The following is an 11220-nucleotide window of genomic DNA, read 5'->3' as shown; positions in this document are numbered from 1 at the left end:
AAGCGTAGGGTGTCGGAATATCCTATACTCGTTGCAGGATGCAGTTTTCCTCCCATTGAATGCCAGTACAGGGAGTCACAAATGGCTATTTTCGCCCACTTACGGGCAATTTTTTCAGCATTATTGGCAGAATTATCTGATGAATAAAAAACGTCCCGTCTTGACCCCGGCAACCCTGTTATTGCTGCAGCCGGTCTGCATCGGTTCGGCCCTGGCGGCGGATCAGAAAGACAGCGATACGCTGGTGGTAATGGCGCAACCCATCGGATTGACCGAACTGGGATCGCCGGTGTCCGTCAGCGTGATCGACGGGCAAGGCCTGCGCAACGCCGCCCCGCAGATTAACCTGTCGGAAAACCTCGGCAGCGTGCCGGGCCTGCAGCTTCAAAACCGGCAAAACTATGCGCAGGATCTGCAGCTGTCGATACGCGGGTTCGGCAGCCGCTCGATGTTCGGCGTGCGCGGGGTGCGCATGTACGTCGACGGCATTCCCGCCACCATGCCCGACGGCCAGGGGCAAACCTCCAATATCGACATCAATTCCGTCGAACGCATCGAGGTGCTGCGCGGCCCCTATTCCGCTCTATATGGCAACGCCTCGGGCGGGGTAATCAACGTTGACACCCAGACCGGCACCCAGCCGCCGACGCTGGAGGCCGGCGGCTATTTCGGCAGCGACAACACCTGGCGCTACGGGGTGAAAGCGACCGGCGCCACCGGCGACGGCACCCAGGCCGGCGACGTCAACTATGCTATATCGGGAACCCGCTTCACTACTCAGGGCTATCGCGATCACAGCGCCGCGCGCAAAAACCTCGGCAACGGCAAGCTCGGCGTGCGGCTGGACGACGTCAGTACCCTGACGCTGATGTTCAACAGCGTCTCGATTGACGCCGGCGATCCGGGCGGCCTGACCGAAGCGGAATGGAAGGAAAACCCGCGCCAGGCGCCGCGCGCGGATCAATACAACACCCGCAAGTCGCTCGATCAGACCCAGGCCGGCCTGCGCTATCAGCGCCAGATGAGCGAGCGCGACGAACTGACGCTGACCGCCTACCACGGCGAGCGCCACACCACGCAGTACCAATCCATTCCACGCGGGCCGCAGCTCAACCCTACCCACGCCGGCGGGGTGATCGTGCTGGAAAGAAAATATCAGGGCATTGACACTCGCTGGAAGCATGAGGATACTCTCGCCTCGTTACCGGTAACACTGATCGGTGGTCTGGATTATGAAACCATGACCGAACGCCGGCAGGGGTTTGAAAACTTTATTCTGCGAGACGGCACAGTGGACTACGGCGAGAAAGGCGACCAGCGGCGCAACGAGAAAAACCGCATCTGGAACCTGGATCCTTACCTGCAAACCTCCTGGCAACTGACGCCGCACTGGACGCTGGACGCCGGCCTGCGCTACAGCACGGTCAGCTTCGACTCGACCGACTACTACATCACGCCGCGCAACGGCGACGACAGCGGCAGCAAACGCTACCACCAGTGGCTGCCGATGGGTTCGCTCAACTATAAAATCAATCCGGCGTGGAACGTTTATCTCTCCGCCGGCCGCGGCTTTGAAACCCCGACCATCAACGAACTCTCCTACCGCCCCGACGGCCAGGCCGGCCTGAACATCGGCCTGCAGCCGTCCACCAGCGACACCGTCGAACTGGGCAGCAAACTGCGCCTCGGCAACGGCCTGGTGAGCGCCGCCCTGTTCCAGACCGATACCGACAACGAGCTGGTGGTGGCGGAAAGCAGCGGTGGGCGCACCAGCTACGCCAACGCCGGCAAAACCCGGCGGCGCGGCCTGGAGCTGGCGCTGGATCAGGAGTTTGCGCTGGACTGGCGTCTGCATATGGCCTGGACGCTGCTGGACGCCACCTACCGCAGCGATATGTGCGGCAAAGCCGTTTGTACCCCCGCCGGCAATCGCCTGCCGGGCATCGCCCGCAACATGGGCTACGCCTCGCTGGCCTATGCCCCGCCGGAAGGCTGGCACGCCGGCGCGGAGCTGCGCTACATGAGCGACATTCAGGCCAATGACGCCAACAGCGCGCAGGCCCCCGCTTACACCGTGGCCGGCGTAAACGCCGGTTATCGCTTTACCTGGAACCGCTGGGCGCTGGACGTGTTCAGCCGGGTGGACAATGTTTTCGATCGCCGATACGTCGGTTCGGTGATCGTCAACGAAGGCAACGGCCGCTACTTCGAGCCGGCGCCGGGGCGCAACTGGGGTGGCGGCGCCACCTTGTCTTATCGCTTTGAATAAGGCAAAGCACCTTAAGGTTAAAAAACGGGATGGGTTTTACGTCACCCTAGCGGCTTCTCGCTGAAATAATAGGGAGAAACCGCGTGTTTTTTCCGATTTGGCTTAATCTCTAAATCGGGGACTTTCATTTTTGGTAAGGGTATTGCTATGCAAAATAAAGCGTCACTATCGCCGCTTATCGTCATAACGGCGCTGTTTGCCGCGCTGAGCGGGCTTTATCTGCTCGGCGGCGGCATCTGGCTGGCCAAGTTGGGCGGTTCGCTGTATTACATCATCGCCGGGCTGGTGCTGCTGGCGACCTCCTGGCTGCTGTTCCGCCGCCGCGCCACCGCGCTGCTGCTGTACGCGGTATTCCTGCTGGGCACCACCATTTGGGCCCTGTGGGAAGTGGGCCCGGACTTCTGGGCGCTGACGCCGCGCCTGGACGTCACCTTCTTCTTCGGCCTGTGGCTGGTGCTGCCGTTTATCTACCGCAAGCTGGTGGCCAACGGCAAATTCGCCTACGGCGCGCTGAGCGCGGCGCTGGCGATCACCGTCATCGCGTTGGCCTATGCCGTGTTCAACGATCCGCAAGAGATCAACGGCACGCTCGACGCCGCGCAGGTACAGCCGAAAGACGCCACCGGCGCCGACTGGCCGGCCTATGGCCGCACCCAGGAAGGCACCCGTTACTCGCCGCTGAGCCAGATCAACGACAAAAACGTTGGCCAGCTGCAAGAAGCCTGGCGTTTCCAGACCGGCGATCTGAAGACCGCCAACGATCCGGGTGAGATCACCAACGAAGTCACGCCGATCAAAATCCGCGATACCCTTTACATGTGTACGCCGCACCAGAAGCTGTTTGCGCTGGATGCCGCCACCGGTAAAGAAAAATGGAAGTTTGATCCGCAGCTGAAATACAACCCAACCTTCCAGCACATCACCTGTCGCGGCGTGTCTTATCACGAAACCGCCGCAGCCGCAGGCGCCGCCGGCGACGCCGCTCCGGCGATGTGCGCACGCCGCATCATTCTGCCGGTCAACGACGGCCGCCTGTTTGCGCTGGACGCCGAAACCGGCAAACCCTGCCCGGACTTCGCCAACAACGGTGAGCTGAACCTGCAGAGCAACATGCCGTATGCGACGCCGGGCCACTACGAGCCGACCTCACCGCCGGTGATCACCGATAAAGTGATCGTCGTCGCCGGCGCCGTGACCGACAACTACTCCAACCGTGAGCCTTCCGGCGTGATCCGCGGCTTCGATGTCAACAGCGGCAAGCTGCTGTGGGCCTTCGATCCGGGCGCGAAAGATCCGAACGCCATCCCGGCGGACGAGCACCACTTCGTGCCGAACTCGCCGAACTCCTGGGCGCCTGCCGCCTATGACGCCAAGCTGGATATCGTCTATCTGCCGATGGGCGTCGCCACGCCGGACATCTGGGGCGGCAACCGCACCCCGGAAATGGAGCGCTACGCCAGCGGCCTGCTGGCGCTGAACGCCTCCACCGGTAAACTGGCCTGGTTCTATCAGACGGTCCACCACGACCTGTGGGATATGGACGTGCCGGCGCAGCCAACCCTGGCGGACATTACCGATAAGAGCGGTAAAAAAGTGCCGGTCATCTACGTGCCGACCAAAACCGGCAACATCTTCGTGCTGAACCGCACCAACGGCGAACTGGTGGTGCCGGCGCCGGAGAAACCGGTACCGCAGGGCCCGGCCAAAGGCGATCGCCTGTCGCCGACCCAGCCGTTCTCCGAGTTGACCTTCCGTCCTGAGAAGAAACTGACCGGCGCCGACATGTGGGGCGCGACCATCTATGATCAGCTGGTCTGCCGCGTGATGTTCCACAGCCTGCGTTATGAAGGCACCTTCACCCCGCCTTCCGAGCAGGGCACGCTGGTGTTCCCGGGTAACCTGGGCATGTTCGAATGGGGCGGCCTGGCCGTCGATACCGATCGCGAAATCGCCATCGCCAACCCGATCGCGCTGCCGTTCGTCTCCAAACTGATCCCGCGCGGCCCGGGCAACCCGATTGAGCCGCCGGAAGGCGACAAAGGCGGCAGCGGCACCGAATCCGGCGTACAGCCGCAGTATGGCGTGCCGTTCGGCGTCACCCTGAACCCGTTCCTGTCGCCGTTCGGCCTGCCGTGCAAACAGCCGGCCTGGGGTTACATTTCCGCCGTGGATCTGAAAACCAACGACATCGTGTGGAAAAAACGCATCGGCACCGTGCGCGACAGCTCACCGCTGCCGCTGCCGTTCAAAATGGGCATGCCGATGCTGGGCGGCCCGGTGACCACCGCCGGTAACGTGTTCTTCATCGGCGCCACCGCTGACAACTACCTGCGCGCCTTCAGCGTGACCAACGGTGAAAAACTGTGGGAAGCGCGCTTGCCGGCCGGCGGCCAGGCGACGCCGATGACCTATGAGGTCAACGGCAAGCAGTACGTGCTGATCTACGCCGGCGGCCACGGTTCCTTCGGCACCAAGCTGGGCGACTACGTGGTCGCTTACGCTCTGCCCGATCAGAAGTAACCACCGCCGTTAGTACCCCGCAAAGCACGCCGCAAGGCGTGCTTTTTCTTTTCCCGCCCCGCCGGCTGTCCCCTCGCAATACCCTTAATTTTTTCACTCGCATTATTGATAATAGTTATCATTCGCAATATTATACCTCTGCGGCCCCGGCAGCGGCTGCGATCCTCTCCAGCTTAATGGGCAATACAACGATCGGCCGCCTTCGGGCGGCCCTATTCGGAGGCGCATGGTCGACCATACTCGGAAGCATCGAAAGAAGATCCTGCAAGCGGCGGTGAAGACGCGGCGTGCCGGTCTGCCGTTCACGGCGGACTCCCCAGCCACCCCGCCCTTTATTGGTTTGCCGCATCAGCCGAAGGCGGTGCTGGTGCATCTGGTCGGCCATGATGGCGCACAGGAGGAACATGAATGAATCTGCAGCCCTTTACCGCCATGTTGATGTTCGCCTATGTGCTGCTGATGGTGCCGCTGCTCTACGTCATCGACAGCCGCCTGAGCGCCAGCAAGCTGGTGCGCAAAGCCACGCAAAACCTCATCATCATCGCGTTGACGCTGCTGTTCTTCAGCGCGATGACGCTTTTATACTGAGGCCATCTCGCCGGTGCCCCGCGGCCGGCGTTACCCGGCCTCCCGGCGTTTGGCTCGCGGATATTTCCACAGCCAGCGCCCGCTGACCATGCGCCAGTAGAACAAGGCGCCGCGCACCGCCCAATCGAGGAACATCCCCAACCAGACACCCACCACGCCCATGCCCAGTTCGATACCCAGCGCGTAGCCCGCCACCACGCGGCAGCCCCACATGCCAAGCATCGTCACCCACATGGCGAAGCGGGCGTCGCGCGCGCCTTTCAGTCCGGCGGGCAACACCCAGGAAGCGGCCCAGATCGGCATAAAGGCGGCGTTGAGCCAAATCAGGGTTTTCACCACCGTTTTCACGTCATCCTGCGAGGTATAAAACGCAGCGAACACCCCGGCCAACGGCGCCGTGCCCCAGGCGATAGCGGTCAGCCCAAGGGTCGACAGCCAGAAAATATGGCGCAGCTGCCGTTCCGCCTGACCGATCTCGCCTTTGCCGAGCCGCCGGCCAACGATGATGGTCGAAGCCGAGCCCAGCGCGTTGCCCGGCAAATTGATCAACGAAGCGATGGAGAAGGCGATGAAGTTACCGGCGATCACGTTGGTGCCCATGCCGGCGACGAACATCTGCGTCAACAGTTTGCCGCCGTTAAACAGCACCGACTCGACGCTGGCGGGAATGCCGATCCCCAGCACTTCCCACAGGATGCTCATCTTCAGCAGCGTGAAATAGCTTTTCAGCGTGATGTGCAGCGCCGGATTAAAACCGATCGCCAGCACATAGAGGATGGCGATGGCGCCGATATAGCGGGAAATCGTCAGCCCCAGCCCGGCGCCGACGAAGCCCAGCCCGTGCCAGCCCAGCATGCCGTAAATCAGGATGCTGCTGATGATGATATTGAGGATATTCATGCCGCCATTGATAAGCAGCGGGATCTTGGTGTTGCCTGCGCCGCGCAGGGCGCCGCTGCCGATCAGCGCAATCGCCGCCGCCGGGTAGCTCCACACCGTGGTTTGCAGGTAAGAGAGCGCCAGCGCTTTCACTTCCGGCGAGGCCGCGCCGGCGATCACATCAATGATCGGTTCGCCCGCCAGGTGAATGCCCGCCGCCAACAGCAGCGCCACGCCGGTCATCAGCACCAGCGACTGACGCGCGGCCGCCCGCGCCCGCCGGCGATCGCGTTTGCCGAGGCTGAAGGCCACCACCACGGTGGTGCCGAGATCCACCGCGGCGAAAAAGGCGATGATCACCATGTTGAAGCTGTCCGCTAGCCCCACCCCGGCCATCGCCTCTTTGCCGAGCCAACTCACCAGAAAGGTGCTCAGCACCCCCATCAACAGAACGCAGGCGTTCTCCAGAAAAATCGGCACCGCCAGCGGCGTGATTTCGCGCCAGAACAGCACGCGGTAGCTTTTCCGTTTGGCGTACCAGGGCGTATTTTCCACGCGCTGACGCAGTGCGGCATACAGGTTCAAGGTGGGCTCGATGGATAAAAGTGAAACATCATTTCAAATGATGAGCGATAAATCGTTATCCTGCAAAGAATTTTTGGGCGCCCGTGGCGAGCGCCCGACAGGCACACCGTAGCGCTACTCCATGTAGTCTTCCTGATCGGCCTGCGCCGCCGCGATAAAGCGCGCGGTGCTGCGGCTGAGCGTGGCGCATTTGTCCGTCAGCAGTTGACTATCCTGTTGCAGAGTCAGGTAACGCGCCTGGGTGAGCGCCGGCAACTGCCGATACCCTGCCGCCTGCATGTCCCAGCCGCGGTGCTGCGCCGCGCGCATTGCGGTGCGCTGCAGCTTCACGTCGTCCGGTATCTCGCTGCGCCCGCAGTCCACGCGCAGGAAATGCCCGCCGGCCAACATCAAAGCGATGTGATCCAATTGCGCCTGCAGCGGCGGCGCCGGTTGATGCGCCGTCTGCTGACAACCCGCAAGCAGCAACAACGCCGCTACGCCGCAAAGAGACGCGCGAAACAGAGTAGACATGGACGCTCCCGGAAACCTGTGGGTGATGCAATGATCTTAGGTGAGCGGATGCCGGGCGGCAAGGCGGGCAGCACGCTTAGCGCCGGCCGCTGCTGACCTTGGTGGCGCGGGCGGGGTTGCCGGCGACGAATTCCAGCGTGGGGGAATAGTAAAACGGCAACCAGGCGTTATAGCCGCTCTCCCACTCCCATTTGACCGGGCAAGGCCACAGCATGTCTTCATGCAGGATGTAATAGATCCACCGCCCGGGCGGGCGGCGCGGTTTGCGCGTTTTCATAGCGGGTTCGACGGCCTGATGGAATGCGATAGGGTCAACTGCTGCATTTTACCGCGATTTGGGTCGCGGGGACAGCCTGCGTTGCCGGCTTCGCCTCCGGCGCCGGCAAGCGCCCTTTATTCACCGCCGCCTGCCGGCGCGCCGCTCCCGGCCCCCAGCACCACCACCCTGTCGGCCGAGTCGATGGTCGACTTTCTGTGGGCGACGATCACGCGCGTAATATTCAGCGAAGATATCGCCCGGTTGATCGCCGACTCATTCTCAACGTCCAGATGGCTGGTCGCTTCATCCATAAACAGCACGCTCGGGCGGCGATAGAGGGCGCGCGCGATAAACAAACGTTGCTTTTGCCCGCCGGAGATGCCGTTGCCCAACTCGCCGATCAGGGTTTCGTAGCCCATCGGCATCTGCATGATTTCATCGTGGATATTGCTGTGTATCGCGCAGGCCATGATCAGCTCTTTATTGGCATTGACCTCAAACCCGCTGATGTTTTCCGCAATGGACCCGGAGAACAGCCGGTCGTCCTGCAGCACGCAGGCGATCGCGTTACGGTAGTTATTCACCCCGACTTTATGGATATCCATCGCGTCGGCCAAAACCTGGCCGGAAGTGGGGCTGAGCAAACCGCACATCACCTTCAGCAAGGTGGTCTTGCCCGCGCCGGAGGCGCCCACGACGGCCACGCTTTCGCCGGCCGCAATGCGCATGTTCAGGTCTTTGAAGATCGGCCGCGACAGCGCGTCATATTGATACGTAAGATTTTTTACCTCAATGGCAATCCCCGTGCCCGAGGGGAAAACCTGTCGCGGCGCGGACTCCGTCTCCGCATCGGTAAAGACGATGTCGGATATCCTCTCATTGTGCAGCGACAGCATGCGCAAGCCGATCGCCAGATCGATCAGGCTCGAGGCCCGCTGAGAGAATTGGCCGCGATAGGCATTGAACGCCATGAACATGCCGAGCGTCATGGAATTGTCGATGACCATCATGGCGCCAAGCCACAGGATCGCCACCTGATCGAGCGTCGTGATAAAGGTATTGATCCCGCCGAACATCATATTGAATCGGGTGATTTTGATATTGGTATTGGCGGCGTCGACGTTCAGATTGAGCCAATAGCTGGAGCGCGTTTCCTTGATGCCCAGCGCCTTGACGGTCGAGATGCCGTACAGCGTCTCCATGAAATGCGAGTTGGCCTTGGCCGCCTTGACGATCTGCTCCTCCGAGAATTGACGGTAGGTTCTGTAAGTCATCATCCTGATGAGGATGTAGATCAGAGTGAAGCCCGCCACGACCCAGACCAGCCAGCCGCCGTAGACCATCATCATCGCGAACAGCCCGACCGTCATGATGCCGTCGATGATCCCGCTGACGATATTATTGGTAAAGGTGGTTCTGATCGCATCCAGCGAGGAAAAGCGCGATTGAATGTCCCCCAGGTGCCGTTTTTCGAAAAAATCCAGCGGCAGCTTCATCAGGTGTTCAAACAGCGTCGTCTTCCACTGAATATCGGTCAGCGTCCCGAGCACGATGGAGATCCAGGCCCTGGCGATGCTGACCACCGCGCGGAACAAGGTGAAGAAGATCAGCCCCAAACAGATGACCGTCAGCAGGCTGTAGTCATGCGCCTGAATGACATGGTCGGTCACCAGTTGGGTTCCCACCGGCAGCAGCAGGTTGACCGACTCGATGACTATCGATAACGCAAAGATCTTGAGCAGCGTCCCCGGCAGGCCCTCGATGTTTTTCATCAAATCCAGCAGGCGCAAACGGGTCTTGAGGGTCTCTTTTTGAAAGGCCCTGTCGGGCCACAGCTCCAACGCGATGCCGGTAAAATGATTCGACATCTCCTGCAGCCCGATCACTCGGCGCCCGAAGGCCGGATCGTGAATGACAAAACCGGCGCGCTGCACCTTAACCAACACCACGAAGTGATTCATATTCCAGTGCAGTATGCAGGGCGTTTTCAGCTGATTGATTTCGTCGATGTCCAGGGACAAGGCGCGCGTCTTCAGCTGGATTTGCGACGCGATTTGAGAGATCGTCCCCAGGGTCGCGCCCTGGGTGGAAATGCCGAATCGCTGCCGCAGGCTCAGCATGTCCACATTAAACCCGTAATAGGAGGCGATCATGGCGAGGCACGCCAGGCCGCATTCCGATGACTCCGACTGCAAGATGCTCGGCACCCGCTTGCGCAGTGAGAAGGTTAACTTCTCGTTGATCCGTTCAAAGAGATTATTGTCCTTCATCGACTCGCCCCACGACGCTGTTTTTTATGTCATACAAAGGCGCGATCGCCCACTGATAAAGCGGTTTCTTATCCAGGAAGACGATGACCCTGGCCTGCAGCCCGCTGCTGATTTCGAGATATTTGCCTTTATCGCTGAATTGCGTGTCGCTGATGGACGCCAGCACTTTGTAGTAGGCGTTCCTTTCCCTTTTATTTCCGCTGCTGTATTCCGACATTTCCTGCGGGGAGGCGGGGACCGACGAGATGGATTCTATTTTTCCCGGAAACTGACCGAATTTATCCGACGGGAAGGCTTCATAGCGAATGTTGATGCCATCGCCGATTTTCACGTAGGGCAAACTGTTATTCGGCAGCCATAAAACCAGATAATATTTGATGTTATCAATCGGTTTGATTTGCGCCAGACTGCTGCCGCTCTCGACCACCTGCCCGGCGGTCACGCTCAACGACTCGATTTTCCCCTTGAGCGGCGCTTTGATAATGACCTGGCCGCCGGCATTGGACTCCGCCAGCTGGCGTTGTAAATCACTGCGTTGCGATTCGCTTTGCGATATCTGATTGTCGTAATCGGCGGCGCGAATCAGCAAATCGCTGCGCAACTGCGACAGCTGAATATTTTGCTGGATCTTTTGGCTGTAGAGCGCCTGATACGAGCTTTGCTGTTGTTGAAAGAGCGAACGCTGATAATTTAACTGATCTTTGGTGATCAGGCCTTTCGTCAAATAGTGCTCGTAATTTTTCAGGCTATCCCGCATTTTATCCATCCCCTCTTTGGCGCTGAGGTTCAGTTTCTCGGTTTCTTTATAGGCGTTTTCATAGCTATTGATCTGTTTGCGCAAATTATCCAGCATGGCGGTTTTATTTTTATTCAGCTTGCTGATTATCGAATCCAGATTGCTAATCTGTTTGCTTATTTCGCTGGCCGCGATATGGCTGACATTGCCGGACGTGGTGCTTCTCGAGACATCAATCACATACAGCGGCTCGTCCTTTTCCACGACGTCACCGGCTTTATGAAATGCCTGGCTCACGTAGCCGTATTGGGAGGAAAACACATTAGTGGAATGCGGGATGCTGATCACCTCGCCTTCAACATCGACCCGGCGCGTGTACTCGCAAAAATAGAGTGCGCCCGCCAGGATCAGAATAAAAGTGAAACAGGTGGCGGCAATCACATGGCTCGACGCGCCGGAAATTAACAGCGCCCTGCCGGTCCATCTTTGACGTTGATAATTGACCGCCTCCTGGCGGAAAATATTCCTGCTCTTATTATCACTCATAGGAAGAACCTGCGCTTGCCTGACCGGGAGACAGCCGCAGCGAGAACGCTGCGGC

9 protein-coding genes are annotated in these 11220 nt (G+C 59.8%); 4 read left to right on the top strand and 5 right to left on the bottom strand.

Translation table 11 applies throughout. The features are described 5' to 3' along the window. The first annotated feature begins 139 nt into the window (after positions 1 to 139). The 4 genes from pqqU to ACJ8OK_RS02440 all read left to right on the top strand — a co-directional run bounded on the left by pqqU (position 140) and on the right by ACJ8OK_RS02440 (position 5377). Positions 140 to 2269: a TonB-dependent receptor PqqU gene (gene pqqU, locus ACJ8OK_RS02455; RefSeq protein WP_060559859.1), complete on the top strand. Its 2130-nt coding sequence runs from the start codon at positions 140 to 142 to the stop codon at positions 2267 to 2269. 147 nt (positions 2270 to 2416) lie between these two features. Further along, a complete protein-coding gene (locus ACJ8OK_RS02450) occupies positions 2417 to 4789 on the top strand; it encodes a glucose/quinate/shikimate family membrane-bound PQQ-dependent dehydrogenase (protein ID WP_048324134.1) in 2373 nt (790 codons plus the stop codon). 226 nt (positions 4790 to 5015) lie between these two features. Continuing rightward, entirely contained in the window at positions 5016 to 5201 is a 186-nt protein-coding gene (locus ACJ8OK_RS02445; RefSeq protein ID WP_071796820.1) for a hypothetical protein, read from the top strand. Beyond that, entirely contained in the window at positions 5198 to 5377 is a 180-nt protein-coding gene (locus ACJ8OK_RS02440; RefSeq protein ID WP_015378373.1) for a hypothetical protein, read from the top strand. The genes ACJ8OK_RS02445 and ACJ8OK_RS02440 overlap by 4 nt, the downstream gene beginning before the upstream one ends. Before the next feature lie 30 nt (positions 5378 to 5407). Here ACJ8OK_RS02440 and ACJ8OK_RS02435 read toward each other — a convergent pair whose 3' ends face one another. The 5 genes from ACJ8OK_RS02435 to ACJ8OK_RS02415 form a co-directional block, all read right to left on the bottom strand. Continuing rightward, positions 5408 to 6841, bottom strand: coding sequence for an EmmdR/YeeO family multidrug/toxin efflux MATE transporter (locus tag ACJ8OK_RS02435; RefSeq protein ID WP_442530370.1), 1434 nt, complete (start codon positions 6839 to 6841; stop codon positions 5408 to 5410). A gap of 114 nt (positions 6842 to 6955) precedes the next feature. Further along, the gene (gene gspS / locus ACJ8OK_RS02430) at positions 6956 to 7354 is read right to left on the bottom strand and encodes a type II secretion system pilot lipoprotein GspS (protein ID WP_442530369.1); all 399 of its coding nucleotides are present in this window, start codon (positions 7352 to 7354) and stop codon (positions 6956 to 6958) included. A gap of 76 nt (positions 7355 to 7430) precedes the next feature. Next, positions 7431 to 7631, bottom strand: a complete 201-nt coding sequence (locus tag ACJ8OK_RS02425; RefSeq protein ID WP_015378375.1) for a hypothetical protein — start codon at positions 7629 to 7631, stop codon at positions 7431 to 7433. 116 nt (positions 7632 to 7747) lie between these two features. Continuing rightward, positions 7748 to 9883 carry a peptidase domain-containing ABC transporter gene (locus tag ACJ8OK_RS02420; RefSeq protein ID WP_021505808.1) on the bottom strand — a complete coding sequence of 712 codons (2136 nt, stop codon included), beginning with the start codon at positions 9881 to 9883 and terminating at the stop codon, positions 7748 to 7750. Then, positions 9870 to 11165: an HlyD family secretion protein gene (locus tag ACJ8OK_RS02415; RefSeq protein ID WP_004935276.1), complete on the bottom strand. Its 1296-nt coding sequence runs from the start codon at positions 11163 to 11165 to the stop codon at positions 9870 to 9872. The genes ACJ8OK_RS02420 and ACJ8OK_RS02415 overlap by 14 nt, the downstream gene beginning before the upstream one ends. Positions 11166 to 11220: the final 55 nt, after the last annotated feature.

The organism is Serratia sp. CY71090 (assembly GCF_052166845.1).
In the GTDB taxonomy this organism is placed as follows: domain Bacteria; phylum Pseudomonadota; class Gammaproteobacteria; order Enterobacterales; family Enterobacteriaceae; genus Serratia; species Serratia nematodiphila.
The sequence above is the reverse complement of the archived record's forward strand: the minus strand, read 5'-3'. Positions and strand labels throughout refer to the sequence as shown.

What these genes read in the sequence shown, in the direction of transcription:
- ACJ8OK_RS02450 (WP_048324134.1), top strand. Translation starts at nt 2,417, where the DNA reads ATGCAAAATAAAGCGTCACTATCGCCGCTTATCGTCATAACGGCGCTG.
- ACJ8OK_RS02440 (WP_015378373.1), top strand. Translation starts at nt 5,198, where the DNA reads ATGAATCTGCAGCCCTTTACCGCCATGTTGATGTTCGCCTATGTGCTG.
- ACJ8OK_RS02425 (WP_015378375.1), bottom strand. Translation starts at nt 7,631, where the DNA reads ATGAAAACGCGCAAACCGCGCCGCCCGCCCGGGCGGTGGATCTATTAC.
- ACJ8OK_RS02420 (WP_021505808.1), bottom strand. Translation starts at nt 9,883, where the DNA reads ATGAAGGACAATAATCTCTTTGAACGGATCAACGAGAAGTTAACCTTC.
- ACJ8OK_RS02445 (WP_071796820.1), top strand. Translation starts at nt 5,016, where the DNA reads ATGGTCGACCATACTCGGAAGCATCGAAAGAAGATCCTGCAAGCGGCG.
- gspS (WP_442530369.1), bottom strand. Translation starts at nt 7,354, where the DNA reads ATGTCTACTCTGTTTCGCGCGTCTCTTTGCGGCGTAGCGGCGTTGTTG.
- ACJ8OK_RS02415 (WP_004935276.1), bottom strand. Translation starts at nt 11,165, where the DNA reads ATGAGTGATAATAAGAGCAGGAATATTTTCCGCCAGGAGGCGGTCAAT.
- pqqU (WP_060559859.1), top strand. Translation starts at nt 140, where the DNA reads ATGAATAAAAAACGTCCCGTCTTGACCCCGGCAACCCTGTTATTGCTG.